Here is a 23,936-nt window from a genome sequence, read left to right on the forward strand (position 1 = left end):
CCAGACCGTAGCCGGTCGCCGGCCGGACCCGGCTCCCGGTCAGGGGACGACCGGCTCCACGTCCCGCGTGCAGAACATGCAGACCGAGGCGTCGACCGGGATGAAGCTCTTGCAGTGGTCGCACTCCCGGTTGCCCTGGGCGCCGGCGGTCTCCCGGCCGGTGGCCCGGCGGATCGCCTGGACCAGGAACATGATCGTCACCGCGAGCAGCAGGAACGAGACGAACGCGGTGAGGAACGACCCGTAGCGGATCTGCGCGCCGTTGACGGTGAGCACCAGGGCGTCGAAGTCGGGCTGGCCGAAGACCGCGGCGACCAGCGGCAGGATCACGTCCCCGACCAGCGACTCGACCACCGTGGCGAAGGCCGCTCCGATCGCCAGGCCGACCGCGAGGTCGACGAGGCTGCCGGAGAAGGCGAAGTTGCGGAAGTTGGTCAGCAGCGTGCGCACGGGGGTCCTCCCTGGCCGGTCCGGGTCGGCGGGGAGCGTAGGGCCGGCCCGCGGTCAGCGCGGCTCGGCGGCCGGCGCACCGTCGGCGGGACCGGGGCCGAGGTCCCGCTGCAGCCAGGTGACGTCGTGCCAGGCACCGGCCTTCCAGCCGACCCGACGGTAGGTGCCCACCGGCTCGAAGCCGAGGGCGCGGTGCAGGCCCAGGCTCGCCTCGTTGGGGAGGGCGACGCCGGCCAGCGCCCGACGGTAGCCGCGCGCGGTGAGCCGCTCGAGCAGCGCGCCGTAGAGGGCCCGGCCGGCACCGGTGCGCCGGCGGCCCGGCTCGAGGTACACGCTCACCGTGCACGACCAGCGGTAGGCCGCGCGGCTCGTGAACGGCCCGCCGTGCGCGAAGCCGCGCACCGCGCCGTCGGCCTCGAGCACCAGCCAGGCGTGGTGCTCCTGCGCCGCGGCGATGCGCGCGGCCATCTCCGCCGCGGTCGGCGGCTCGGTCTCGAAGGAGACGGCGGTGCCGGTGACGTAGGGGGCGTAGACGTCGCGGCAGGCGGCGGCGTCGGCGGGGGTCGCGTCACGGACAGTGCCGGTCACTTCCCCGACGCTAGCCGCACGCCGAGCCCTGTCCGAGCGCTGCGTGTGCGCGGCATCACTCTCACGTGTCGAGATGCGGGCGTGTCGCGCCTCCGGGTGGCACGATCGGCCCACCCCGCAGACCGGCGCATCGAACGACCGGGGCGCCCTCAGTCTCTCGGACCCGGAGCCCGCTCCGGCTGGAGGTGCCGCGGTGCACGCTGTGACCACCGCCGTCCCCGTCCCCCGACCCCGTCCCGACCTCGCCGCCTGGCTGCTCGGCGCGGCCCGTCGGTGGCACGCCGCCGACGACCCGGCCACCGCCGTCCGGGCCGTGCTGGAGGACGTGGCGGCCCTGCTGCCGGCCGGCGCGTCCGCGTCGCTCACGCTGCTCGGCCCCGGCCGGCGGCCGCTCGCGCCGGAGGGCGACGCCGGGCCGGCCGCTGCCCTGGACACCGCCCAGGTCGGCAGCGGGCAGGGGCCGCTGCTGGACGCCCTGGCCGGCACCGCGGCCCGCAGCGGCGACCTCGGCCGCGACCTGCGGTGGCCGGCGCTCGCGGCACCGGCCGCCGCCGCCGGCGTGCGCACGGCGACCTGCCTGCCCCTCGACACCGGCACCGAGGTCCTCGGCGCACTGTCGGTGTACGCGACCGGCCCGGTCGCCGACCGGGCGGTGCTCGTCCCGGTCGCCGGGCAGGCCGCGCTGGCGCTGTCCGCGGTCCGGCGCACCGCTAACCTGGCCGTGGCCCTGGAGAGCCGCGACCTCATCGGGCAGGCGAAGGGCGTGCTGATGGAGCGCCACCGGATCACGGCCGACATCGCGTTCGGCATCCTCGTGCGCGCCTCACGGGACACCCAGCGCAAGGTCCGCGACGTCGCCGCGCTGGTCACCGAGACCGGCGAGACGCCGCCGCCGGCCGGGGACGGCTGACCGGCCGGTGACCGGCCGGGCGCCCGCTGGTCGCGGGGCCCGGCCGGCGGCGGCTACGAGGGCAGCAGCCGGCCCAGCACGCCCTTCGCGGTCGACCCGAGCCGGTAGGACTGCACCAGCCAGGCGTTGCAGACGATGACCGCGCCGGCCAGCGTCGGGACGGCGGCCTGCGCGACCCGCTGCCGCCCCTGCCACCTCGCGATCTCCGGCGGGGTGCCCGCCGAGGGCAGGGTCGCGTCCTTCACGTCGAGCCCGCCGCCGTCGCGGTTCGCCTTCTCGGCCAGCTCGCCGATCTTCTTGCCCGTGTACGCGGCGTAGGCCGTCGCGCCGGCCCCGGCGACGGTGAGCGCGGCCTTGAGCGCGCCGACCGACCCGAAGCCCTTCTGCAGCGCCAGCCGCCGGCCGCCGACGCGGGTCAGCTGCAGCCCGGACCCCAGCGTGGCCGCGATGCCGCCCCACTGCGCCGGGGAGAACCGGCTCCAGGCCGAGCTGGCCACCCGGACCTTGTCGATCCCGGTGGTCAGGTCGCTGCCGGACTTGTTCACGCCGGCGATCCCCATCACCGCGCCGCCGAACCACAGCGCCGTGCCGAGGTCGTGCACCGCCTGGGCCACGAAATGGTTGTCCGTCGTCTTCGTCACGAGTGCTCCTGCCCGGGTGCGCGGTCGCACCCGTCGAACGTCCCCGGCGTCCCCGCTGCTGAGGGCCGGTCCGGTCCGGCTACCCGTGCCACGGCGCGCTCACTCCGAGGCGGTGGCGGTGTTCCCCTCCCCCTGCCGGCTGCTGGGCGGGCCGATCCACACGGTGGTGGCGTTCATGAACTCGTACATGCCGAGTTCGGTGAGCTCACGGCCGTAGCCGCTCTGCTTGACCCCGCCGAAGGGCAGTTCCGGGTAGCTGGTGACCATGCCGTTGACGAACGCCATCCCGCTCTCGACGTCGCGGACGAACGTGGCCCGCTCCGCCTCGTCCTCGCTCCACAGGTTGGCGCCGAGGCCGTAGGGGTGGCTGTTGGCGATCTCCAGGGCCTCCTCGAGGGACTGCACCGTCCACAGCGCGGCCACCGGCCCGAAGACCTCCTCGTCGAACAGGTCCATCTCCGGCGTGATCCCGGTGAGCAGCGTCGGCTCGTAGTACCAGCCGGGCCGGTCGGGCCGCTTCCCGCCGACGACGACGGTCGCGCCCTTGTCGACGGCGTCCTGCACGTACCGCTCGACGTCCTCGCGGCCGGACTCGGTGGCCAGCGGCCCGACCTGGGTGCCCTCCTCCATCGGGTCACCGACGGTGAGCGCGCCGAGCTTCTCGGCGAACAGCCGGGTGAACTCCTCGGCGACATCGGCGTGCACGAAGAACCGCTTGGCCGCGATGCAGCTCTGCCCGTTGTTCTGGCAGCGCGCGGTGACCGCCACCTCGGCGGCGCGGTCGAGGTCGGCCGAGGGCATGACGATGAACGGGTCGCTGCCACCGAGCTCGAGGACCGTCTTCTTCAGGACGTCACCGGCGATCGCGGCCACCGACTGCCCCGCCGGGGCGCTCCCGGTGAGCGTGGCGGCGGCGACCCGGTCGTCGCGGAGCACCCGCTCGATGGCCGAGGAGCCGATGAGCAGGGTCTGGAAGACGTCGGCGGGGAAGCCGGCCTTCCGGAACAGCTCCTCCAGGTACAGCGCCGTCTGCGGCACGTTGCTGGCGTGCTTGAGCAGCGCGACGTTGCCGGCCGTGAGTGCCGGGGCGGCGAACCGCATCGCCTGCCAGAGCGGGAAGTTCCACGGCATGATCGCCAGCACCACGCCGATCGGCCGGTGGACGACGAACGCCTGAGCGGCGCCGACGGCGTCGGCGTCGGCGGGCTTCGGCTCGAGCATCGCTGGGCCGTGCTCCGCGTAGTACCGCAGCGCCTTGGCGCACTTGGCGGCCTCCGCCTTCGCCGCGGCCAGCGTCTTGCCCATCTCGGTGACCATGAGCGCGGCGACGGTGTCGGTGTCGGCGTCGAGCACGTCGGCGGCCGCGCGCAGCCAGCCCACGCGCTCCTCGGGGCTGGTCAGCCGGTAGGAGCGGTACGCGGCCGCGGCCCGGCCGATCTTCTCGTCGACGGCGTCGTCCGACAGGGGTTCATAGGTCTTCAGCGTCTCACCGGTGGCCGGGTTGATCGTCGCGATCGCCATCTCTGCCTCCCGTCCGGGGCGGGCCGGGCTGCCCGCACCCTCAGCCGGGGGCCCTACCCGGTCGGCCGCCGGTCACCCGCGCTCACGCCACCCGCAGCCCGGCGAGGCCCGCGGCCAGCCCGAGCACCGCGCAGACGCCGAGCGTCCGCAGCACCGACCACCTGAGCCGGAACAGCAGGACGGCGGCGACCGCGGCGACCGCCCAGGCCACCGGCTGGGCGCTGGTGGGGTCGGGCACCTCCAGCGCCAGCGGGCCGAGCCGCACGGTCTCCGAGAACAGCGTGTGGACGGCGAAGTAGAGGCCGAGGCTGGCGATGACGCCGACCACCGCCGCGGTGATGCCGGTGAGCGCCGCCGACAGCGACCGGTTGCCGCGCAACCGCTCGATGTAGGGCGCGCCGAGCAGCACGAACAGGAAGCTCGGCACGAAGGTCACCCAGGTGACCAGCAGCGAGGCGAGCACGGCCGCGGCCCAGGGGGCGAGTGCGCCGGGCGCGCGGAAGGCGCCGAGGAAGGCGACGAACTGCACCACCATGATCAGCGGCCCGGGCGTGGTCTCGGCCAGCGCCAGCCCGCGCACCATCTCCCCCGGCGCCAGCCACCCGTAGGTGCCGACGGCGGCCTGGGCGACGTAGGCCAGCACCGCGTAGGCGCCGCCGAAGGTGACCACCGCGGCGCCGGAGAAGAACAGCCCCTGCTCGGTGAGCGTGCTGCCGGCGCCGGTGAGCAGCACGACGGCGGCCAGCGGGACGCCCCACGCGAGCAGCCCGACGGCGAGCACGGTGAGCGTGCGGCGCGTGCTCGGGCGCTCGGAGTGCAGGGCGTCGTCGGCGATCACCGGCGCCGGGCCGCCGTCGGCGGGTGCCTCGGCGACCGCCGCCGGCCGCCGGCGGCCCAGCACCCACCCGGCCAGGCCGGCGGCCAGCACCACGAGCGGGAACGGGACGGCGAACAGCGCCAGCGCGAGGAACGCGGCGACGGCGATGGCGACCAGCGGCGGGCTGGTGAGCGCCCGCTTGGCCACCCGCTGCACCGCCTGGGCGACGATCGCCACCACCGCCGGCGCGAGCCCGGCGAACAGCGCGAGGACGGCGGTGGTGTCCCCGAAGGCGACGTAGACCGCGGACAGGACCAGCAGCGCCAGCACGCCCGGGAGGACGAACAGGCCGCCGGCGACCAGGCCGCCGCGGGTCCCGTGCAGCAGCCAGCCCACGTAGGTGGCCAGCTGCTGGGCCTCGGGGCCGGGCAGCAGCATGCAGTAGTTCATGGCGTGCAGGAACCGGCGCTGGCCGATCCAGCGCCGCTCGTCGACCAGCTCCCGCTGCATGACCGCGATCTGCCCGGCGGGGCCGCCGAAGGTCTGCAGGGACACCAGGAACCAGGTGCGGACGGCGGTGCGGAACGGCGGCACGGCGGCGGCCACGGGCGGGGTGGCAGGCGGCACGGCCGGGGTGGGGCGCGGCTCGGGCGTCACGGGTCTCCGTCGAGGTCAGGCCGGCTCACGGCCGAGCAGCAGGCGGCGTCGGACGTACTCGTAGAGGCCGTCGAACAGCGGTCCGGAGACGGCGAGGGTGCGCTCGTCCTCGCCGGTCATCGACAGGCCGCGCAGCAGGACGTCGAGTCCCGGCGCCTCGGGCGCGTCGAAGCGGCCGTCGTCGAGGTCGGCCTCGTGCACGATCTGGCCGATCCGCTCCAGCGCGGGGTCGGTGAGGCCGTGGACGCGCAGGATCGTCTCGAAGGAGCAGTCGCCGCCGACGTGGCCGAGGGCGGCGCCGCGCATGTCGAAGGGCGTGGCGTCGGCCGGGACGTCGGCGGGGTCGGAGACGAAGACGAACTCGGCGTCCGGGTCGACGAACCGGCGGATCAGCCAGGCGCAGGCGGCACGGTCGACGTGCACCCCGGCGCGGGTCGCCCACCTCACGACCGGCTCCCCCGTCCGGCCGCCAGCGGCTCGCCCACGGCGTCGGCCAGCGCCAGGAGCGCCGCACCGGCCGCATCCCGCTCCGCCGGCGGGAAGAAGTCCCGCCGGCCGATGGCCCGCCACTCGCCGCGCAACCGCCGCAGGGCACGCGCCCGGTCGGCCTCGGGGGCCTCGAGCGCCGCGGTGCACTCCACGGTCAGCTCGCGGTACTCCGCCGCCCGCGCGGCGGCCATGCCGGCGGCGAGCTCGCGCTCCTGGGCGGCCGCGGCGGGCCGGGCGATCCACACCCCGGCGGAGCCGCCGGCGGCGAGCACGTCGTCGGCGAGCCACTCGAGCGACTCCCGGGTGCGGGCGTCGGCGGGCAGGGCCACCACGCCGTCGCCGAGCTGGGCCACGCCGAGCCGGCGCAGCCGGCGCCACAGCGTCGTCCGCGGGCCCGACGGCTCCCTCGGCAGGCGGTAGGACAGCAGCACCCACTCCCCCACCGCGGTCACAGCGCGATGCAACCACGGTTGCGCCGGCCCTGTCGACCCGGCCCGCGTCACCGCGAGGCGCCACGATGATGGGCGCATGGCCCGCCGATGGCACCCTCCGGACGACGACCTCGCCCCGATCACCACGTCGTGGCTCGCGGTCGACGAGTGGCTGGCGGGCCTGCCCTTCGACATGTCGCCCCTGGCCCGGGACATCACCTGGTCCCCGGTGTTCACCGAGCAGGGCTTCCGGCCGGGCCGGGCCGGGCTGGACCGGGAGTGGCGGTGGGGCGGGTGGGTCTCCTGGCTCGGCGGGCCGGCTCTGCTGCCGCTGGACGAGTGGCCGCGCCGACCGGACGGCAGGCCGCTGGCGCACGTCACCTCCCTGTCGCTGCACGACGCCTGGGCCGCTGCCGAGGAGGAGGGCAAGGCGGCCTGGCCGGGACATCGCGAGGGACTGCCGACCGAGGGCTACCTGGAGGTGTTCCACGACCTGGTCGACACCTACGGCTGGGAACCAGGCGACCGGGACGCGGGTGGCTGGCTGGTGCGCTGGGTGCCCCAGCCACAGCGGCCGGGCTTCGCCGAGCCGCCCGCCGACCTCGACACACCGACGGACGCCTGCCAGGCGGGGATGCTGCTACCCGGCTGGAGCAGTCGACCGTCGGGGGACTTCCGCGCAGACCGGGGGCAGAACGCGGCAGCGACGCTGGTCGCCGAGGAGTTCCAGCGAGCCTGGGCGTACCAGCGGACCCGGTCACGGAGTGCACCGCCCACCCCCGTGACGCATGTCTACGGGCACAGCCAGAACTCGACCGCACCGGCTCTGCGGATCCTGCGCGAGGCCCTGCCCGTCCAGGACGGCGACGACCACCGGCTCGTGCTGGACATCGAGTCGTGGACCCACCTGAGCGGCTGGTTCGGCGATGCCGCGTCGCTCGAGGTGTGGATGCGGGACAGCGACCTGGCCGCGCGACGCTTCGACCGCGCTTGGTGCATCACCCGCACCGACTGAGCCGCGATGCGTGAGTGCCCGCTGTGGGGCACCAGAGCAGTCGCGGCGCACGGGTACGCAGGACGGGGCCTCGCACACGGCTGCGTCGGTCGTCGATCGCCGGGCGGGCATGCCGGTACGGCCGTCCGCGGGGGGTGCGGGCGGCCGTGCCGGCGTGCGCGGGTCGGTCAGGCGGCAGGGGCGAGAGGTGGGGGGACGGTGATCTCGGTGCCGTCGGGGCGCCAGGTGCGCCATCGCCCGTCCGGTTGTCGCTCGACGCGGAAGCCGTGGTGGACCTGGGTGTGGTGCCGTTCGCACAGCAGCGCGCTGTTGGCCAGGCTGGTCTCGCCGCCGTCGATCCAGTGCACCAGGTGGTGCACGTCGGCCCAGTGACTCGGGGCGTCGCAACCGGCGAACACGCACCCGCCGTCCCGGAGTTCGACCGCGCGGCGCAGCTGCCGGCTGACCAGCCGCCGGCTGCGGCCCAGGTCCAGCGGCACCCCGTCGGGCCCGAACACCACCCGGGAGATCGCCCCGTCGCAGGCCAGCCAGCGCGCCCGGGCCGCGGAGATCGTCGCCCCGAACCCCATGGTGGCGCTGCCGGGCCCGGTGGCCGGGTCGGCCAGGTCGTCCAGGTCGACCCGCACCGCGACGTGCGGCTTGACCGTCCGCAGCACCGGCAGGCTCCCGGACGCCAGGGCGTTGCCGCACAGCTGCACGAGCGCATCGCCGAGCCGCTGGGCCCGGGTGCGCTCGTCCCCGGCCGGGCGATCGGCCTGCACGTGGCCCTCCAGCGCCGCCTGGAACTTCTCTCCGCCCACGGCGTCGAGGTGGAAGCGTCCGCTGAGGGATCCGTCGGCGTGCTTGGACACCGTCAACGACCGGCTGGCGGTGGGGTCGGGTTCGGGCCCGTCGGGGTCGAGCGCGTCGAGGTAGCGCTGCACGATCTGCACCAGGTCGGCGTGGGGACAGTCGAGGGCGACCTGGGTCAGTGCGGCGTCCATCGCGGCCAGGTCGACGTTCTGGGCGGCGGCCGCGGCCCGCCGCTGCGGCGTGACCACCCGCGCGGCCTCGGCCACCTGCTCGGCCGACACCAGCCCGGCCTCGTGCGCCTCGGCCAGCGCCGGCAGGTGCTCCAGCGCCCGACCGTTGCCGACCAGCCGGGACGCCGCCGCCGAGGAGAGCCGGCAGTGCCCGCGCAGCCACGACGCCATGCTCTTCTGCCCGTCGCGCTCGGGGGCCTGGGACAGTTCCGCGGCGCGGACCCGGCGGGCCAGGGCGGCATCGATCCGGTTGCGCTCGGCGATGAGCGCGGCGACGTCATCCAGGACGTCACCGGTCTCCCACTCGCTCGAACGCATGATCGAAGAATAGCCGATCAAGACCACGCGCACCACCCGAACTCCCAGGTCAGAGCCCTGTCCACAGATCCGCAGCGCGCCTTGACACCACGCCCAGCGCGACCTCAGCGATGAGTGCGCCACCCCGGCGGCGTCCACACCACATGACCCTCGTCATCGGCGACATCACGGTGTCCCTCGACGGCTACGTGTCCGGCTCGGACGACGGCGTCGAGGCCATCCACGCCTGGGCACTCCGCAGCGACGACCCCGTCGACCGCGGCGTCCTGGAGCGGCACGCGGCGGCGTCCGGTGCCGTCGTCATGGGCCGGCGCACCTTCGACGAGGTCGACCGCGGGTGGGGCGACGGCATGGGCTACGGCGCGACGCTGGACGCCCGGCCGCCGTTCTTCGTCGTCACCGGCAGCCCGCCCGCGGAGCACCGGCTCGCGGCCACCCACGACTTCGCGTTCGTCACCGACGGCCCGGCCGCAGCCATCCACAGTGCCCGGGCAGCAGCCGGCGACCGCGACGTCTTCGTCATGGGCGGCGGCGCGATGGTCGGCTCGTGCCTGCGGGACGGGCTGCTCGACGAGCTGCGCCTGCACGTGGCGCCGGAGGTCCTGGGCGCGGGCACACCGTTGTTCGCCGGCGTCGGGCGGCACCGTCTCGAGCAGACGTCGGTCGAGGCTGGCGCGGTGTGCACCCACGTCACCTACCGGGTGCGCCGCTGACTCAGGACCGGCGCGAGCGGAAGTCGCCGCGGCCGGTGTCGCGCCGCCAGTCGTCGAAGGACTCCCCGGTCAGCTCCTCCAGGAGCGCGATGTCGGGCAGCAGCGGCGCCAGGACGTCGCGCCGCACCTCCACCGGCAGCGGCGGCCGGGGCGCCCGCCCGGCGTGCAGCGCGGCCACCAGCGGCCGCGAGACCTGCCGCCACACCTGCGGCGGGGCGTGGGCACCCAGCGCCGCCCCGGCCCGCACCACCTGGGACAGCGCCCGGTACCGGGGCGTGTCGGAGACGTAGGGCTTCACGTTCTCCGGGGGCACGGTGTGCGCCACCCCCCGCTCGACGCCGAGGAAGTCGCTGACCCGGTCGAGCGTCTCCCGCGGGGTGTCGACCAGCTGCCGGTAGCGCAGGAGCAGCACCTGCGACCGCGGCAGGACGGCGTACAGGTCGCGCAGTTGCTCGCCGTAGCGACCGAGACCGCGGTAGTGCCAGAACGGCGCGTAGCCCGCGGCCACCCGCGCGTCCTCCAGCGCGACGGCGGTGCGGAAGTCCGCCTCGGGCTCCAGGCCGTCGGCGCGCAGGTGCACCCAGTTCGACCAGGCCCGGTCCACCGGGTCGCGCACCACCACGACCACGCGGACCCCCGGGACGTCGGCGGCCAGGCGGCGCTGCGCGGCGCGGTCGTGGAGGTAGAACGGCGTGCTCTCCCCGCGCACCGTCCCGGGCGGGGCGCCGTCGAACAGCCGCAGGTAGTCCTCGCGCCGCCAGACCCACTCCCGCGCGCTGTGCGCGTCCCCGGGTCCGCGCTGGCCGCTGCGCGGCGGCGGACGGCCGTCGGTCAGGTAGTACTTCGGCTCCTTGACCGGGGACAGGTACAGGCCGGGGTGGGTGGCCAGCGCCGCGTGCAGCGCCGTCGTCCCGGCCTTGGGCGCACCGGCGACGACGAACTGCGGGAGCCGGCCGGCGTCAGCGGTCACCCGACCCACCCCCGACCCGCGGTGTACACACGGGAGACCTGCCACCCCCACGGAGAGGAGCCGTCGAGTGACCGCGCCCCGCCCCCCGGCGCCCGACCGCTTCTGGAGCGACGCCGAGGTCGTCGTCGAACCGGAGGACCCGCGCCCGGGCTCGTGGGCCGGCGCCCCGTCGGCGCAGCTGGTCGACGGCACCTGGTGGCTGGCCCACCGGCTGCGCCGCCCGGTCGGCGAGGGCCGCGGCTTCGGCAACGTGGTGGCCCGGTCCGACGACGGGGTGCGCTTCGAGCCGGTCGTCGCCCTCGGCAAGGACCGCTTCGGCGCCGAGTCGCTCGAGCGGCCGGCGCTGGTGCACACGCCCGAGGGCCGCTGGCGGCTCTACGTCAGCTGCGCGACGCCCGGCACCCGGCACTGGCGGGTGGACCTGCTCGAGGCCGACACCGTCGAGGGGCTGGCCGTCGCCGAGCCGCGCACCGTGCTGCCCGGCAGCGCCGCCGACGCGCCCAAGGACCCGGTCGTGCGGTGGGACGGCGGCCAGTGGCACCTGTGGGCCTCGGTGCACCCGCTCGACGACCCCGACGCCACCGACCGGATGACCACCGAGCACGCGACCAGCCCGGACGGCGTCACGTGGACGTGGCGGGGCACCGCGCTGGCCGGCACGCCGGGCAGCTGGGACGCCCGCGGCGTCCGGTTCGCCACCGTCGTCCTCGACGGCGACCGCACCTGGGCGCTCTACGACGGCCGGGCCACCGCGGCGGAGAACTGGGAGGAGCGCACCGGGCTGGCCCGGCTCGACGGCGGGGGGTTCCGCGCCGCCCCCGGCGGGCCGCACCTGCAGAGCCCGCACCCGCCGCACGGGCTGCGCTACGCCGACGTCGTCGCGCTGCCCCGCGGGGGTGCCCGCTGGTACTACGAGGCGACCCGCGCCGACGGCGCCCACGAGCTGCGCACCGTCCTGCTCCCGGCCTGACGCCGTCCACCCGGTCCCGACGAGCGACACGTCAAAGTGCACCACGCCGATCGACTTGACACACATTGGAGCGGCAGGTCGGATGGGCGCGTGGCACCCGCCCTGACGCTCACCCGCCGGTCCGCCGTGGACCTGCTGCGGGTGGCCAGCGCGCTGTGTCCGGCCGCCTGAGCGCCCGGCCCACCGCCACCTCCCGCGCCCGCCCCCCGCAGGGGCCCGGCGCGCCATGCACCCGGAGTCCCGATGACCCCCCGCACCGCCCTGCTGTCCGACGCCGCCCGCGACGAGCTCACGGCCGACACCACCAGCGCCCGCACCACGTCCACCGCCGCGGTCGCGGCCGCGCTGGCCGCCGTCGCCGACGCCTGGCTGCCGCGGGTCGAGTACCGCGCCGCCAGCCGCTGGACCGGCCTGCTCCCCCTCGACGACGCCGTCGACCTGCTCGACCCCTCGCTCGCCGCCGACCTCGCCGCCACGCAGGTCTGGCTGCTGACCTGGCTGCCCGGTCAGGGCACCCCGCTGCACGACCACGGCGGCTCGGCCGGTGCCTTCGCCGTCGTCCGGGGCTCGCTGACCGAGGAGACCGTCGGCGGCCGCGCCGGCGCGGTCCGGGAGGTGTCCACCGAGCTGACGGCCGGGCGGGTGCGCCCGTTCGGACCGCACCACGTGCACCGGGTCACCAACCAGGGCACCGGAGCCGCCGTGAGCGTGCACGCCTACACCCCCGCCCTCCGCCAGATGAGCACCTACGCCCTCGATGGCGGGGTACTGCTGCACACCGGCACCGAGCGCGCCGGCGTCGACTGGTGAGCGCCCGCCCGCCCGGCGCCAGGAGCGTCGACCAGCTGCTCGCGGAGGCCCGGTCGCGGATCACCCGCGTGACGCCGGCCGAGGCCGCTGCGCGGGTGGCGGCCGGAGCGGTGCTGGTCGACATCCGGCCGCAGTCGCAGCGCGAGGCCGAGGGCGAGGTGCCCGGCGCGCTGGTGGTCGAGCGCAACCACCTCGAGTGGCGGTTCGACCCCGAGAGCGACGCACGGGTCCCGCAGGCCACCGGGTACGACGTCGAGGTCGTCGTGCTGTGCCAGGAGGGCTACACCTCCAGCCTGGCCGCCGACGCACTGCGCTCGCTGGGCCTGGCCAGCGCGAGCGACGTCATCGGCGGGCACCGCGCGTGGGTGGCCGCCGGGCTGCCCACGACCAGCGGCCCGGCGGGCTGAGACCGTCCGGGGACGGCGGCGCCTGACGGAGGGACGCCGCCGCCCCGGACCCCCCTCAGGTCTTGCTCTTGCCCTGCGCGCCGGAGTGCTCGTGCCGGTCGTCGCCCTTCCGGACGTGGTGGGTCTGCTTCGAGGCGCCGGTGGTGGCGCCGGCCGCGCTGGGCGCCACGCCCTCCTTCTTCGCCTCGCGGGCGGCCGCGCGCTGGGCGTCGGCGTCGTTGTTCTTGCTCATGCCGGGCGGGTACCCCGGCGGCCGCCCGCCACGCCGGACAGCACCCGGAACGTCCGGGCGGCCATGAGGTCCGCGCCGAGGTCCCGCACCGCCCGCGCCCGGGCCCGCGTCCCGAGGTCGGCCCGCTCGTCCGGGTCGGCGAGCAGGCCGCCGATCGCGTCGGCGAGCGCGACGGCGTCGTCCACCGGCACCACGACGGCGTCCTCCCCCACCGCCCGGCGCACGTCGCCGACGTCGGTGGCCACGCACGGCAGGCCCTCGGCCATCGCCTCCAGCAGCGCCAGCGGCAGCGCCTCGACCCGCGAGGACAGCACGAACAGGTCCAGCCCGGCGAGGAAGCCGCGGACGTCGGAGACCCAGCCCGGGAAGGTCACCGGCAGCCCGGCGGCCGCGGCGCGCAGCGCCTCCCCGTCGCGCCCGGCCCCGCCGACGACGGCCTCGTACGGGGCGTCGAGCCGGCGCAGCGCGGCGAGCAGCACGTCGAAGCCCTTCTGCGCGGTGAGGCGGCCGAACGCGCCGACCCGCGGCACCGGGCGCCCTGCCGGCCCCGCGGGGTCGGGCGGGACGTCGACCCCGTTGGGGACCACGTGCGCCCGCGCCGGGTCGACGCCGAGGTCGGCCACCACCTGTGCGCCCCCCTGCTCCGAGGGGCTGAGCACCGCGGCCATCCGCCGGTAGAGGGCGGCCAGCGCGGCCCGCTCCTCCCCCGTGCGCGTGTCGCCGACCAGGTGCAGCACGCCGGCGGTGGGCGCCACCTCCTGCGCGGCGGCGACGGCGGCCGCGTTGGACGCGGGGTCGACCAGGTTGACCACCACGACGTCGGGGCGCTGCGCGGCCAGCGCCGCCCGGGTCCCCGGCGCGGCGGCGGCGCGCCGGGTGAGCGGGACGACGGCGGCCGGCACGTCCAGGCCGGCGAACCCCGCGGCCACCGGCTCGGCGCACACCAGCGACGCGGTGGCGCCGTGGTCGGCGGCCCGGCGCAGGTGGTGGGTCAGCCACACCTCCGCGCCGCCCCACGCGTCGGAGTCGGCGACGAACGAGACCCTCACGAGGCCGCCAGCTCGCGCGCGGCCCGGGCGACGGCGTCCGGCGGGACGGTGAGCGCGCAGCGGAACTCGATCGGGCAGGCCAGGTGCGGGCAGGGCGCGCAGGCGACGGCCGGCGTCAGCGCCCGGTGCCGGGGGCCGGGGTGCGCCCAGCGCACCGGGTCGCCGGGCAGGAAGACGGTCACGCTGCGCGCGCCGACGGCGGCGGCCAGGTGTGCCGAGCCGGTGTCGTTGCCGACCAGCACCGCGCTGTCGCGCAGCAACGCGGCCAGCCCGCCCAGGCTGGTGGCGCCGGTGAGGTCGACGGCCGGGGCGCGCATCGCGGCCACCACCCGCGCCGAGATCTCCCGCTCGCCGGGCACCCCGGTGACGACGACGGCCAGCCCGTCGGCGGCCAGCGCGTCACCAACCGCGGCGTAGCGGTCCACCGGCCAGCGGCGGGTGGGCGCCGAGGCACCGGGGTGCAGGACGGCGTACCGGCCGGGCTCGAGCCCGTGCGCGGCGAGGGTGGCCGCGTGCTCGGCCTCGTCGTCGGCGGTGACGGGGAAGCCCATCGCCGCGTCCCCGCCGGGTGGCAGGCCCAGGTGCTCGAGCAGCGCGACGTGGCGCGCGGCCTCGTGCAGGTGCCGGGGGTAGCGCAGGTGCAGCGCCGCGGCGGCGGCCGGCGGGTCCCACCCGGTCGGCGCGAAGCCCCCGGTGAGCCGGGCGCCGAGCGCGGCGGTGACGCGGTTCGCGGCGGGCCGGTCGCCGTAGGCCTGCAGCGCGAGGTCGAACCGGCGGGCGCGGGCGGCCGCGGTGAAGGGCTGCCACCCCGCCGCGTCGACCGGCCCGTCGGGGATGCCGGGCGCGCCGGGGAAGGCCAGCAGGTCGTCGACGGTGCCGCCGAGGCGGTCGACCACCGGCGCCATCCGGCCGAAGGTCACCAGCGTCACCTCGACGTCGGGACGGGCGGCGCGCAGCCGGCGCAGCGCCGGGACCGTGCACAGCAGGTCGCCCAGGCCCACCCGGAGCCGGACCAGCGCCAGGCGGCGCACGGCCGGGTCGGCGAGCGGCGTGATCACCTGCGCCCTCTGCCCCGGCTGTGCCGTGCGCTAACGCGTGGTGCACTACACATCCCGTCCCGACAGCCGGAGGTCCCCTGCGTGTCCCGCCCCGCCGTCCCCGCCGGTCCCCTGCACGTGCTGCGGCTGTGCAGCGTCTTCGAGCCACCGGCGGCCCCGGGACCGGTCGGTCCCGGGACGCTCCCCGGCGAGCTCGACTCCCGGTCGGCCCGCTTCGACCCGATCGGCGGCATGCAGAACCACACGGCGACGCTGACCCGCTGCCTGGACGCCCGGGGCGTGCGGCAGACGGTGGTCACCGCGCGGCTGGCCGGCCCGGCGGGCACCACCCCGCTGGGCCGCGGGGGACGGGTGCACCGCACCGGACTGCCCGTGCCGCGGCTGCGCCAGCTGTGGGCGCTGAGCGGGCTGTCCACGGTCCTGCGCGCCGGGCGGCGGGCACCGGTCGACGTCGTGCACGCCCACCAGGGCGAGGACCTCGCCACCCTGCCGCTGGCCCGGCTGGCCGCCCGGGTGCACCGGGCCCCGCTGGTGGTCACCGTGCACTGCAGCGTCGGGCACACCCTCACCGGCCGCGGGCCGAGGGTGCGGCTGCTGCGCGCGGTGGGCGGCTGGATCGAGCGCAGCACGCTGCGGCGCGCCGACGCCGTCGTCGTCCTCACCGGGCGGACCGCGGCGGCCCTCCGCGACGACGACGTGCCCGCCGACCGGATCTCGACCATCCCGTCGGGGTTCGACCCGGCGCTGTTCGCCGGGCACACCGCCGACGCCTTCCCCGGGGTGGCCCGGCCGCGGATCGGCTACGTGGGCCGGCTGGCGCCGCAGAAGAGCCCCGGCACGCTGGTCCGCGCGTTCGGCCGGATGCGGGAGACGGCGTCGCTGGTCGTCGTCGGCGACGGTCCGGACCGGCCGCTGGTCGAGCGGCTGGCCGCGGAGAGCCCCGCCGCCGACCGGATCACCCTCGCCGGCTTCGTCGAGCACGCCCGCGTGCCGGCGCTGCTGGCCTCGGTCGACGTGCTGGTGCTGCCCTCGGCCTACGAGGAGATGGGCTCGGTGCTCACCGAGGCGATGGCCGCGGGGCTGCCGGTGGTGGCCAGCGACGTCGGCGGGATCCCCGAGGTGGTGCGGCACGGGGCCACCGGGCTGCTGGTGCCACCGGGCGACGTCGACGCGCTCGCCGCCGCGCTGGACCGGGTGACCGCCGAGCCGGCGCTGCGGTCCCGGCTGGCCGCGGGCGCCCGGGCCCGCGCGGCCGACTACGCCTGGCCGGCGCTCGCCGGGCGGGTCGCCGAGGTCTACGACCGGGTGCTGGGAGCGGCCGCCGACCTCGAGCCGGCCGCGTGAGACCGCAGGTCGCCGTCCTCGTGCCGGTGCACGACCAGGCGGCCTTCCTCCCCCGGGCGCTGGAGTCGCTGCTCGCGCAGGAGGAGACCGCGTGGGAGGCGGTGGTCGTCGACGACGGCTCGCGGGAGCCGGTCGCCGTGCCGCCCGACCCGCGGCTGCGGCTGGTGCGCACCGAGGACAACCGCGGCCTGGGCGCGGCCCTGAACACGGCGCTGGACGCCACCACCGCGCCGGTCGTGGCCTACCTCCCCGCCGACGACGTGTGGTTCCCCGACCACCTGGGCACCGCGCTCGACCGGCTGGCCGACCCGGCGGTGGTGCTGGTCCGCGCCGGGCTCGCCGAGCCGGCCGGCACCCCGTACGCGCAGCTGGTGCAGGTGGCCCACCGCCGCACCGGCGACCGGTGGACCGAGCGCGCCGAGCTGGAGACCGACGACCTCGACCGGCTGATGTGGACCCGGGTCGCCGCCCGCGGGACGACGACGGGCACCGGCCGGGTCACCTGCGCGTGGACGCAGCACCCCGGGCAGCGGTCGCGGGCGATCCGGGAGGCCTTCGACGGCGGCCTCAACGTGTTCCGCACCCGCTACCGGGTGGCCGGGCCGCTGCGGTTCGCCTCGACCGACGGCGGGGAGGTCGACGAGGTCGCCCGGTACGCGCGGTTCCGGTCACGGGCGTACGAGGCCCGCCCCGACGGGCTGTCGGTGCTCGTCGTCGGGGAGCTGGCGTTCAACCCCGAGCGGGTGCTGGCGCTGGCCGAGCGCGGCCACCGGCTCACCGGGCTGTGGACCGCCGACGCGCTGGGCGACGCCACCGTCGGGCCGCTGCCGTTCGGGCACGTGCCCGACCTCGACCGCGACGCGTGGCGCGAGGGCGTGCGCGACCTCGCCCCCGACGTCGTCTGGGCGCAGCTGAACTGGCGGGCGGTGCCGTTCGCGCACGCGGTGCGGCGGGCCTTCCCCGACCTGCCGTTCGTGTGGCACTTCAAGGAGGCGCCGCAGCGCAGTGTCGTCCGCGGCGAGTGGCCGCTGCTGGCCGACCTCGTCTGCGGCGCGGACGCGGTGCTGCTGGCCACCGAGGAGGAGCGCGACTGGTTCGCCCTGGCGCTGTCCGGCCGGGTCGACCCCGCCCGCCTGGGCGTCCTCGACGGCGACCTGCCCACGCGCGACTGGCTGGACGCCCCGCTCCCGCCGAGGCTCTCCGACGCCGACGGGCAGCCGCACGCCGCCGTCGTCGGCCGGCCCTCCGGGCTGGACCTGGAGTGGGTGCTGGCGCTGGCCGACCGCGGCGTGCACACCCACCTCTACGGCCAGGTGCGCGCGCCGGGGCCCAAGGGGTCCTGGACCGGCTGGCTGGACGAGGCGCTGGCCCGCGCACCGGGCTTCGTGCACGTGCACCCGGCGGTGGGCCCGGAGGACTGGGTGCGCGAGCTCTCGCGGCACGACGCCGGCTGGCTGCACCGCTTCGACAGTCGCAACGGCGGCGACCTGCGCCGGGCCACCTGGGACGACCTCAACTCCCCCGCCCGGCTGCCGGTGTGCCTGGCCGCGGGCCTGCCCCTGCTGCAGCAGGCCAACCCGGGCTCGCGGGTGTCGGTGGAGCGGGTGCTGCGCGAGGACGGGACGGGGCTGTTCTACCGCTCGGCCGACGACGTCGCCGCGGTGCTGCACGAGGAGGTCGCGACCCGGGCGGGACACCGGGCGGCGCTGGCCGCGCGGGAGCGGCACGTCTTCGACGCGCACGCCGACCGGCTGGTCGACCTGTTCCGCACGATCGCCCGCTGAAGATCAGCCTTTATCGCGATGAAGGCACCTCCCCAGAGGTGCCTTTATCGCGACAAAGGCCCCTTCCACGGGCGGGACTGTCGGCCCCTGCTCCTACCGTCCGGGACGTGGACGAGCTGCGGTGGGCGGTGACCGACGGGCCGCGCGGCACGGCCGCGGTCGAGCTGCCGGAGGACGCCGGGTCGGCGGGCCGGCTGGCCGAGCAGGCCGGCGGGTTCTGGTGCGCGCTCGCGGCCGGCGGCTGCGGCGGGTCCCTGGTGGTGGCCGACGGCGGTGCGCGGCCGGTGTTCCGGCACACCGGCGAGGAGCCGTGCCGGTTCGTCGGGCGCGGCGCGACGGCGGCCCGCGCCTACGACCCCCTCCGCTACCGGCCCGCGCTGACCGCGTGGCTCACCGGGCAGGGACACCGGCCGCGGGTCGAGACGGTGTCCGGACGGGACGGGCACGCCGGCCTGCACGTCGTCGTCGACGCGCTCGGCGCCGCCCTCGAGGTCCAGCTCGTGCCGCTGACCGACACCGCCTGGCGGGCGCGGGACGACCGGGTCCGTCGCACGGTGCGGTCGGTCACCTGGCTCTACGGCCCCGACGCCGACACCGCCGCGGCCACCGAGGCCGGGGTGCGCGGCGCGGCGCTGTCGCTGCGGCGCCACGACCGGGGCCTGCTCGTGGGGGTCCGGGACGCCGGCGACCGGGTGCGCTGGGTGCGCCTGGCCGCGTGCCGGCTGACCGCCGACGGGGTGACCGCGCCCGGGCTGGCGGAGGCGCGGGCCGCGCACGCCCGGCAGGCGGAGGCGCGGCAGGAGGCGGCGCGCCGGGTGGCCCGGCAGGGCGCGCGGTGGTCGCAGCGGTCCGGCGCGGTGCCGTGGGACGTCCGCACCGGCACGCTGCCGTTCCCGGCCGCGGGTTAGGACGGCACGCCGGTCGTGTCGTCCTCGGCGCCGGCCCGCGGGGACTCCGGCGGCCGGCGGGTCCGCACCCGCCGCGGCAGGTGCAGGTGCGGCAGGCGGAGGTGCGGGGGCAGGTGGGGGTGCGGCACGTGCGGGTGCGGGAGCCGGGCCACCAGCCCGGCCGGCAGGTGCACGTGCGGCAGGTGCAGGTGCGCCCGGCGCGGGTGCTCCCGCGGCTCGGCGTGCCGGCGGCCCAGCGCGGCCGACCAGACGCTGCGTCCCCGCGCCGCCTGCGCCCGCGCGGCGGTCTGTGCCGCGCGGTGGTCGCGTTCCCACCGGGCGGTGTTGCTCCGTGCCATGGCGGTGACCAGCCCGGTCAGCACCAGGAAGCCGACGACGCTGACGACTGCCCACTCCATGGCGGCCCTCCCCTGGACCGCGCCGCGCAGCCCGGCGACCCGGCGGCCGCGGCGATGACCGCAGGATCCCGCCGTCCCGGTTCCGGGACAAGTCGGTCTCCGCGGCGCACCGCGCGACGCGCCGGGCCGTGCGGAGCGGGCTCCGTCAGAACCGCAGCACGGCCTGCAGCGGCGGCGCGGGCAGCCGCCGCCCGGCGAGGTCGGCCAGCAGCCGGGGGCCGTCGTCGAAGGGCAGCACGTCGGTGACCAGGTGCCGGCGGACGTCGTCACCGCGCTCGCGCAGCAGGTCCAGGACGACGTCGGCCAGGGCCCGCCGCGGCCAGGCGGTGGCCATCCCGCGCGGCACCCGGCTGATCTGGGCGCACACCACCGCCAGGCCGTTGTGGTGGAACTCCTCGCCGAGCCGCACCTGCTCGGCGCCGGCCTGGTAGAAGCCGAGGTCGACCACGACGCCCTGCGGCCGCAGCGCCTTGAGCCCGGTGGCCAGCGCCGCGTCGTGGCCGCGGCACTGCAGCACCAGGTCGGCGCCGGCGTCCCCCGGCGCGTGCCGCCAGCGCTGCTTGACCTCGCGCCAGGCGTCGCCGTCCACGGTGTCCAGCCCCAGTGCCCCGGCCACGGCGCGGCGGCCGGGCGAGTCCTCCGCGACGACGACGTCGGCGGCGCCGTGATGCTGCGCGAGCAGCGCCGACAGCAGCCCGATCACGCCGGCGCCGGTGACCAGCACGTGCCGGTCGCGGACGCCGTCGCCGATCGCGCCGCCGGGGCCGGTGAACTGCGCGGTGGCGTGCAGCAGGCCGTTGACGCAGATCGGCCCCATCTGCGCGAGGTAGACGCCGAGCAGCGGGTCGAGGTCGTCGGGGACGGGGATCACGTGCATCGTCGCCGGGTCGGCGCAGCGGCCGGTGCGGTGCCCGTACGCCATCGCCACCCGGGTGCCCTCGGCGAGGTCGGGGGTGCGGCTCTCGGTGACCACGCCGACCTCCATGTAGCCCAGCGTGTGCACCGGATAGCCGACGACCGGCTCGCCTGCGGAGAAGGAGCGCAGGTCGGGGTCCCAGTGCACGACGTGGTGCGGATCGGTGCCGCGGACCAGCGCGACCTCGGTGCCGGCGCTGATCCCGCTGTACTCCGTGGTCACCCACGCCTGGCCGGCCGCGGGCTCGGGCTCGGTGTCGTCGAGCAGCGCCGGCTCGCCGGGCCGGACGACGCCGATGGTCCGCACCGCCCTCACAGCGCCACCGTCCCGCCGTCGGCCGCCGCCCGCGCCACGGCCACCGCGAGCCGGTGGGTGCGCAGCGCCTCGGCGTAGGGCGCGCGGACGTCGTCGCCCTCCCCGCGCACGGCGGCGACGAACGCCGCGTCCTCGACGGTGATCGGGTCGGCCGCGCGCACCACGGTCCGCTCGCCGTCGGCGTCGGTGATGCGCAGGTCGTGCTCGGTGAGCTCCAGGCCGAGGCCGGGGGCCACCACCTGCACGCCGATCCGGTAGCCGCGCGGGGCCAGGCAGCTGTTGGAGAACGTGCCGACCGCGCCGCCCGCGTAGCGCAGGGACGCGGTGCAGACGTCCAGGATGTCGCCGGGCCCGTCCGGCGAGCGCCCGCCGGTGGCCCAGCCGGACTCCACCTCGCCGGCCAGCACCCGGCCGACGTCGAGCAGGTGGGTCGCCTGCTCGACGGTCTGCCCGCCGGACTGGTCCTGCCGCGCCCACCAGGGCACGTTCGGCGCCTTGTCCAGCCAGGCGCCCAGCAGCAGCCGGGGCGGCCGGTCGGCGAGCAGTCCGCGGGCCCGTTCCAGGGTGTCGAGGTAGCGCCAGTGGTAGCCGACCGCGGTCAGCAGCCCGGCGGCCTCGATGCGCGCGGCCAGCCGCTCGGCGGTGGCCAGGTCGGCGGCCGGCGGCTTCTCGACGAACAGCGGCAGGCCGGCGTCGATCGCGGCGTCCTCCACGGCACCGTGCTGGGCGGGCGGGACGCACACGTAGAGCGCGTCGAGCGCCTCGGCGTCGAGCAGGTCCTCCCACGACCGGTACGCCGTCGCGCCGGCCCGCTCGGCCAGCCGCCCCGCGCGGTCGGCCTGCGGGTCGGCGACCCCGGCGACGGTGACGCCGTCCAGCGCGGTCAGGGACTCCACGTGCCGGCCGGCGATGAACCCGGCTCCCACCACTCCGATGCGCGTGCTCACCGGCGCGTCCTGCCCCCGGCCGGGGCTGCGCAACCGCCCGGTACCGGTTCGGGTCGCACACCACCGGGTAGCCGCCGCCGGGTCGAGCAGCGGCCCCGTCCCGCTTCCCAGGGAGATCCGGCATGAAGGCAGTGGTGTGGCACGGCGTCGGCGACATCCGGCTCGACGACGTCCCCGACCCGACCATCCAGGACCCGACCGACGCCATCGTCGAGATCACCGCCAGCGCGATCTGCGGCACCGACCTGCACTTCGTGCGCGGCACGATGACCGGCATGGTCGAGGGCACCGTGCTCGGCCACGAGGCCGTCGGCGTGGTCCGCGAGACCGGTCCGGGCGTGCGCAACCTGCGCCCCGGCGACCGGGTGGTCATCCCCTCCACCATCGCCTGCGGGTACTGCTCGTACTGCCGCGCCGGCTACTACGCGCAGTGCGACAACGCCAACCCCAACGGCCCGGCGGCGGGCACCTGCTTCTTCGGCGGGCCGCAGACCACCGGCCCGGTCGACGGGTTGCAGGCCCAGTACGCCCGCGTGCCCTTCGCCAACGCCGGTCCGGTGTGTCTGCCCGACGAGGTGGGCGACGACGCCGCCATCCTGCTGTCCGACATCTACCCCACCGCCTGGTTCGGCGCCCGGCTGGCCGAGGTGGGCAAGGGCGACACCGTGCTCGTCCTCGGCGCCGGCCCGGTCGGTCAGTTCGCCGTCACCAGCGCCTTCCAGCAGGGCGCCGGGCGGGTGCTGGTCGTCGACGGCGTGGCGAGCCGGCTGGACCAGGCCCGGGCCCGCGGGGCGGAGGTCGTCGACTTCAACGCCGAGGACCCGGTCGCCGTCGTCCAGGAGCTCACCGGCGGCGTCGGCGTGGACCGCGTCGTCGAGGCGGTCGGCGTCGACGCGCAGCGGCCGAAGAGCGGCCCGGCCGCCGAGGCGGCGCAGGAGCAGGCCGAGCAGTTCGAGCAGGAGCGGCAGCAGGTGGCTCCGGAGCGGAACGCGCAGGGCGACACCTGGGTGGCCGGTGACGCGCCGAGCCAGTCGCTGCAGTGGGCGGTCGAGTGCGTGGCCAAGGCCGGGAGCATCGGGGTCATCGGCGTCTTCCCGCCGGACATGACCAGCTTCCCGACCGGCGCGGCCATGAACAAGAACCTGACCGTGAAGATGGGCAACTGCAACCACCGGCGCTACGTCCCCGAGCTGCTCACCCTCGTCCGCACCGGCGCCATCGACCCGACGACGGTGCTCACCCAGGTCGGCGACATGCCGTCGGTGCTCGAGGCGTACGAGACCTTCGACCGCCGGGAGAGCGGCTGGACCAAGGTCGCGCTGGACCCGAGCAGCTGAGGGACCCGCCCCGACCGGTCAGCCGGCCGGCAGCCGCCGGACACCGCGGGCGTCGGCGTAGCGGTCCAGCACGTCCCGCGGGGAGGCCCGGGTGTGCAGGAACTCGTCGTCGACGACCACGAGGAAGTCGTGCACGGCGGCCTCGAGCAGCCGGCCGGCGAACCGGGTGTCGGGGTCCGCTGCGGCCATGGCGGCCGCGGCCAGGTCCAGCGCGACGTCCAGGGCCGGCGCGAGCGCGGCATCGGGGCGGCTCTCGGTGAACCAGTGCGTCTCCGGGTGCTGGAAGAGGTCGACGCGCTGCTGCACCACGTCGGCCGCCACCTGCGCCAGGAGGGCCGGCGCCAGCGCCGAGTCCCCGGCGGCCACGCGGTCCCCGGCGCCCGACCGCTGCAGCAGCGTCAGGCGGATCGCGAGCGCACGCCGCCGGCTCAGCGCCGGGTAGACCTGCAGGACCCACGACACCGCGGCGGTGACGAGGGTGAGGCCGACGAGCGCCTCGACGGGCACGACCAGGCGCAGCCAGGCGGCCTCCGGGGAGATGTCGCCGAACCCCAGGGTGGTCAGGGTGACCGCCGAGAGGTACAGCGCGTCGAGCAGCCCGGCCCGCGCCGAGGGGTCGAGCCCGGTGGCGAAGGCGAACCCGTCCGGCAGGTGCGGCCAGTAGACCAGCGCCCAGCCGCCGGCGATGAGCAGCAGCCAGGTCAGGATGACCGCGGTCATCGCCAGCGGCCCGGTCACCGGTCCGACCCGCCCGCGCCCGGCCCACCAGACGCCCCGCAGCAGCCGCCGGCTCAGCCAGCCCCGGCCGCTCGGGTGCCAGATCGTGTGGAAGATGTCGCGCAGGGCGACGAGGACGAGGAGCGCCCCCACCGCGGTGACCGACCAGCCGAGGACCTCGCCCACCCGGGCCACCCTGCCA

Annotated in this window: 27 protein-coding genes; 11 read left to right on the forward strand and 16 right to left on the reverse strand. The window is 77.0% G+C overall.

Annotated elements, in window-relative coordinates; translation table 11 throughout:
* Positions 1 to 39: 39 nt before the first annotated feature.
* Both mscL and ACI79V_RS00615 read right to left on the reverse strand, forming a co-directional pair.
* Positions 40 to 450 (reverse strand): large conductance mechanosensitive channel protein MscL, encoded by a 411-nt coding sequence (gene mscL, locus ACI79V_RS00610; RefSeq protein WP_456868828.1) that lies wholly within the window; start codon positions 448 to 450, stop codon positions 40 to 42.
* Between the two features lie 54 nt (positions 451 to 504).
* A complete protein-coding gene (locus tag ACI79V_RS00615; protein ID WP_456885869.1) occupies positions 505 to 1,038 on the reverse strand; it encodes an N-acetyltransferase family protein in 534 nt (177 codons plus the stop codon).
* Positions 1,039 to 1,231: 193 nt separating this feature from the next.
* On the opposite strand from ACI79V_RS00615, the gene ACI79V_RS00620 reads away from it, so the two are divergent.
* Positions 1,232 to 1,948: a GAF and ANTAR domain-containing protein gene (locus ACI79V_RS00620; RefSeq protein WP_456885871.1), complete on the forward strand. Its 717-nt coding sequence runs from the start codon at positions 1,232 to 1,234 to the stop codon at positions 1,946 to 1,948.
* Between the two features lie 53 nt (positions 1,949 to 2,001).
* Here the strand turns inward: ACI79V_RS00620 and ACI79V_RS00625 are convergent, their stop codons facing one another.
* From ACI79V_RS00625 to ACI79V_RS00645, 5 genes are all read right to left on the reverse strand, one after another.
* Positions 2,002 to 2,589 carry a hypothetical protein gene (locus tag ACI79V_RS00625; RefSeq protein WP_456885873.1) on the reverse strand — a complete coding sequence of 196 codons (588 nt, stop codon included), beginning with the start codon at positions 2,587 to 2,589 and terminating at the stop codon, positions 2,002 to 2,004.
* A gap of 99 nt (positions 2,590 to 2,688) precedes the next feature.
* On the reverse strand, positions 2,689 to 4,110 hold the full coding sequence (locus tag ACI79V_RS00630) for an NADP-dependent succinic semialdehyde dehydrogenase (protein ID WP_456885875.1): 1,422 nt from the start codon (positions 4,108 to 4,110) through the stop codon (positions 2,689 to 2,691).
* An 82-nt stretch (positions 4,111 to 4,192) separates the two neighbouring features.
* Positions 4,193 to 5,584: a chromate efflux transporter gene (chrA, locus tag ACI79V_RS00635; RefSeq protein WP_456885879.1), complete on the reverse strand. Its 1,392-nt coding sequence runs from the start codon at positions 5,582 to 5,584 to the stop codon at positions 4,193 to 4,195.
* 15 nt (positions 5,585 to 5,599) lie between these two features.
* Positions 5,600 to 6,031 carry a chromate resistance protein ChrB domain-containing protein gene (locus ACI79V_RS00640; protein ID WP_456885882.1) on the reverse strand — a complete coding sequence of 144 codons (432 nt, stop codon included), beginning with the start codon at positions 6,029 to 6,031 and terminating at the stop codon, positions 5,600 to 5,602.
* On the reverse strand, positions 6,028 to 6,525 hold the full coding sequence (locus ACI79V_RS00645) for a Chromate resistance protein ChrB (protein WP_456885884.1): 498 nt from the start codon (positions 6,523 to 6,525) through the stop codon (positions 6,028 to 6,030). The genes ACI79V_RS00640 and ACI79V_RS00645 overlap by 4 nt, the downstream gene beginning before the upstream one ends.
* A 76-nt stretch (positions 6,526 to 6,601) precedes the next feature.
* Here ACI79V_RS00645 and ACI79V_RS00650 point away from each other — a divergent pair, with 76 nt between their 5' ends.
* Positions 6,602 to 7,519, forward strand: coding sequence for a YwqG family protein (locus ACI79V_RS00650; RefSeq protein WP_456885886.1), 918 nt, complete (start codon positions 6,602 to 6,604; stop codon positions 7,517 to 7,519).
* Between the two features lie 167 nt (positions 7,520 to 7,686).
* Here the strand turns inward: ACI79V_RS00650 and ACI79V_RS00655 are convergent, their stop codons facing one another.
* Positions 7,687 to 8,859 (reverse strand): DUF222 domain-containing protein, encoded by a 1,173-nt coding sequence (locus tag ACI79V_RS00655; protein ID WP_456885888.1) that lies wholly within the window; start codon positions 8,857 to 8,859, stop codon positions 7,687 to 7,689.
* 143 nt (positions 8,860 to 9,002) lie between these two features.
* Between ACI79V_RS00655 and ACI79V_RS00660 the strand changes: the two genes are divergently transcribed.
* Positions 9,003 to 9,572: a dihydrofolate reductase family protein gene (locus ACI79V_RS00660; RefSeq protein ID WP_456885890.1), complete on the forward strand. Its 570-nt coding sequence runs from the start codon at positions 9,003 to 9,005 to the stop codon at positions 9,570 to 9,572.
* 1 nt (position 9,573) lies between these two features.
* On the opposite strand, the gene ACI79V_RS00665 is transcribed toward ACI79V_RS00660, so the two are convergent.
* Complete coding sequence (locus ACI79V_RS00665; RefSeq protein WP_456885892.1) at positions 9,574 to 10,542, reverse strand: sulfotransferase; 969 nt, start codon at positions 10,540 to 10,542, stop codon at positions 9,574 to 9,576.
* 67 nt (positions 10,543 to 10,609) lie between these two features.
* On the opposite strand from ACI79V_RS00665, the gene ACI79V_RS00670 reads away from it, so the two are divergent.
* The 4 genes from ACI79V_RS00670 to ACI79V_RS00685 all read left to right on the forward strand — a co-directional run bounded on the left by ACI79V_RS00670 (position 10,610) and on the right by ACI79V_RS00685 (position 12,729).
* The gene (locus ACI79V_RS00670; RefSeq protein ID WP_456885894.1) at positions 10,610 to 11,512 is read left to right on the forward strand and encodes a hypothetical protein; all 903 of its coding nucleotides are present in this window, start codon (positions 10,610 to 10,612) and stop codon (positions 11,510 to 11,512) included.
* A 90-nt stretch (positions 11,513 to 11,602) separates the two neighbouring features.
* Positions 11,603 to 11,683: a putative leader peptide gene (locus ACI79V_RS00675; protein WP_425283680.1), complete on the forward strand. Its 81-nt coding sequence runs from the start codon at positions 11,603 to 11,605 to the stop codon at positions 11,681 to 11,683.
* 72 nt (positions 11,684 to 11,755) lie between these two features.
* The gene (locus ACI79V_RS00680) at positions 11,756 to 12,322 is read left to right on the forward strand and encodes a cysteine dioxygenase (RefSeq protein WP_456885896.1); all 567 of its coding nucleotides are present in this window, start codon (positions 11,756 to 11,758) and stop codon (positions 12,320 to 12,322) included.
* Positions 12,319 to 12,729, forward strand: a complete 411-nt coding sequence (locus tag ACI79V_RS00685; RefSeq protein ID WP_456885898.1) for a rhodanese-like domain-containing protein — start codon at positions 12,319 to 12,321, stop codon at positions 12,727 to 12,729. The genes ACI79V_RS00680 and ACI79V_RS00685 overlap by 4 nt, the downstream gene beginning before the upstream one ends.
* Before the next feature lie 55 nt (positions 12,730 to 12,784).
* On the opposite strand, the gene ACI79V_RS00690 is transcribed toward ACI79V_RS00685, so the two are convergent.
* From ACI79V_RS00690 to ACI79V_RS00700, 3 genes are read right to left on the reverse strand one after another with little or no spacing between them, the layout of a single operon-like run.
* Complete coding sequence (locus ACI79V_RS00690; RefSeq protein ID WP_456876553.1) at positions 12,785 to 12,961, reverse strand: hypothetical protein; 177 nt, start codon at positions 12,959 to 12,961, stop codon at positions 12,785 to 12,787.
* Entirely contained in the window at positions 12,958 to 14,010 is a 1,053-nt protein-coding gene (locus ACI79V_RS00695; RefSeq protein ID WP_456885900.1) for a glycosyltransferase family 4 protein, read from the reverse strand. The genes ACI79V_RS00690 and ACI79V_RS00695 overlap by 4 nt, the downstream gene beginning before the upstream one ends.
* The gene (locus ACI79V_RS00700; RefSeq protein ID WP_456885902.1) at positions 14,007 to 15,068 is read right to left on the reverse strand and encodes a glycosyltransferase family 9 protein; all 1,062 of its coding nucleotides are present in this window, start codon (positions 15,066 to 15,068) and stop codon (positions 14,007 to 14,009) included. The genes ACI79V_RS00695 and ACI79V_RS00700 overlap by 4 nt, the downstream gene beginning before the upstream one ends.
* Before the next feature lie 81 nt (positions 15,069 to 15,149).
* Between ACI79V_RS00700 and ACI79V_RS00705 the strand changes: the two genes are divergently transcribed.
* From ACI79V_RS00705 to ACI79V_RS00715, 3 genes are all read left to right on the forward strand, one after another.
* Complete coding sequence (locus ACI79V_RS00705; protein ID WP_456885904.1) at positions 15,150 to 16,412, forward strand: glycosyltransferase; 1,263 nt, start codon at positions 15,150 to 15,152, stop codon at positions 16,410 to 16,412.
* Entirely contained in the window at positions 16,409 to 18,196 is a 1,788-nt protein-coding gene (locus ACI79V_RS00710; RefSeq protein WP_456885906.1) for a glycosyltransferase, read from the forward strand. Before ACI79V_RS00705 ends, ACI79V_RS00710 begins: the two co-directional genes overlap by 4 nt.
* A 107-nt stretch (positions 18,197 to 18,303) precedes the next feature.
* Positions 18,304 to 19,104, forward strand: a complete 801-nt coding sequence (locus tag ACI79V_RS00715) for a hypothetical protein (protein ID WP_456885908.1) — start codon at positions 18,304 to 18,306, stop codon at positions 19,102 to 19,104.
* Here the strand turns inward: ACI79V_RS00715 and ACI79V_RS00720 are convergent.
* From ACI79V_RS00720 to ACI79V_RS00730, 3 genes are all read right to left on the reverse strand, one after another.
* Entirely contained in the window at positions 19,101 to 19,502 is a 402-nt protein-coding gene (locus tag ACI79V_RS00720; protein WP_456885910.1) for a hypothetical protein, read from the reverse strand. The genes ACI79V_RS00715 and ACI79V_RS00720 overlap by 4 nt on opposite strands.
* Positions 19,503 to 19,647: 145 nt before the next feature.
* Positions 19,648 to 20,733, reverse strand: coding sequence for a zinc-dependent alcohol dehydrogenase (locus ACI79V_RS00725; RefSeq protein WP_456885912.1), 1,086 nt, complete (start codon positions 20,731 to 20,733; stop codon positions 19,648 to 19,650).
* On the reverse strand, positions 20,730 to 21,680 hold the full coding sequence (locus ACI79V_RS00730) for a Gfo/Idh/MocA family protein (protein ID WP_456885913.1): 951 nt from the start codon (positions 21,678 to 21,680) through the stop codon (positions 20,730 to 20,732). The genes ACI79V_RS00725 and ACI79V_RS00730 overlap by 4 nt, the downstream gene beginning before the upstream one ends.
* Before the next feature lie 122 nt (positions 21,681 to 21,802).
* Between ACI79V_RS00730 and ACI79V_RS00735 the strand changes: the two genes are divergently transcribed.
* Positions 21,803 to 23,017: a zinc-dependent alcohol dehydrogenase gene (locus ACI79V_RS00735; protein ID WP_456885914.1), complete on the forward strand. Its 1,215-nt coding sequence runs from the start codon at positions 21,803 to 21,805 to the stop codon at positions 23,015 to 23,017.
* Positions 23,018 to 23,035: 18 nt separating this feature from the next.
* Here ACI79V_RS00735 and ACI79V_RS00740 read toward each other — a convergent pair whose 3' ends face one another.
* Entirely contained in the window at positions 23,036 to 23,920 is an 885-nt protein-coding gene (locus ACI79V_RS00740; protein ID WP_456885916.1) for a potassium channel family protein, read from the reverse strand.
* Positions 23,921 to 23,936 lie beyond the last annotated feature (16 nt).

The organism is Geodermatophilus sp. SYSU D00700 (genome assembly GCF_054050255.1).

What these genes read in the sequence shown, in the direction of transcription:
- ACI79V_RS00720 (WP_456885910.1), bottom strand. Translation starts at nt 19,502, where the DNA reads ATGGAGTGGGCAGTCGTCAGCGTCGTCGGCTTCCTGGTGCTGACCGGG.
- ACI79V_RS00650 (WP_456885886.1), top strand. Translation starts at nt 6,602, where the DNA reads ATGGCCCGCCGATGGCACCCTCCGGACGACGACCTCGCCCCGATCACC.
- ACI79V_RS00660 (WP_456885890.1), top strand. Translation starts at nt 9,003, where the DNA reads ATGACCCTCGTCATCGGCGACATCACGGTGTCCCTCGACGGCTACGTG.
- ACI79V_RS00655 (WP_456885888.1), bottom strand. Translation starts at nt 8,859, where the DNA reads ATGCGTTCGAGCGAGTGGGAGACCGGTGACGTCCTGGATGACGTCGCC.
- ACI79V_RS00680 (WP_456885896.1), top strand. Translation starts at nt 11,756, where the DNA reads ATGACCCCCCGCACCGCCCTGCTGTCCGACGCCGCCCGCGACGAGCTC.
- ACI79V_RS00690 (WP_456876553.1), bottom strand. Translation starts at nt 12,961, where the DNA reads ATGAGCAAGAACAACGACGCCGACGCCCAGCGCGCGGCCGCCCGCGAG.
- ACI79V_RS00630 (WP_456885875.1), bottom strand. Translation starts at nt 4,110, where the DNA reads ATGGCGATCGCGACGATCAACCCGGCCACCGGTGAGACGCTGAAGACC.
- ACI79V_RS00735 (WP_456885914.1), top strand. Translation starts at nt 21,803, where the DNA reads ATGAAGGCAGTGGTGTGGCACGGCGTCGGCGACATCCGGCTCGACGAC.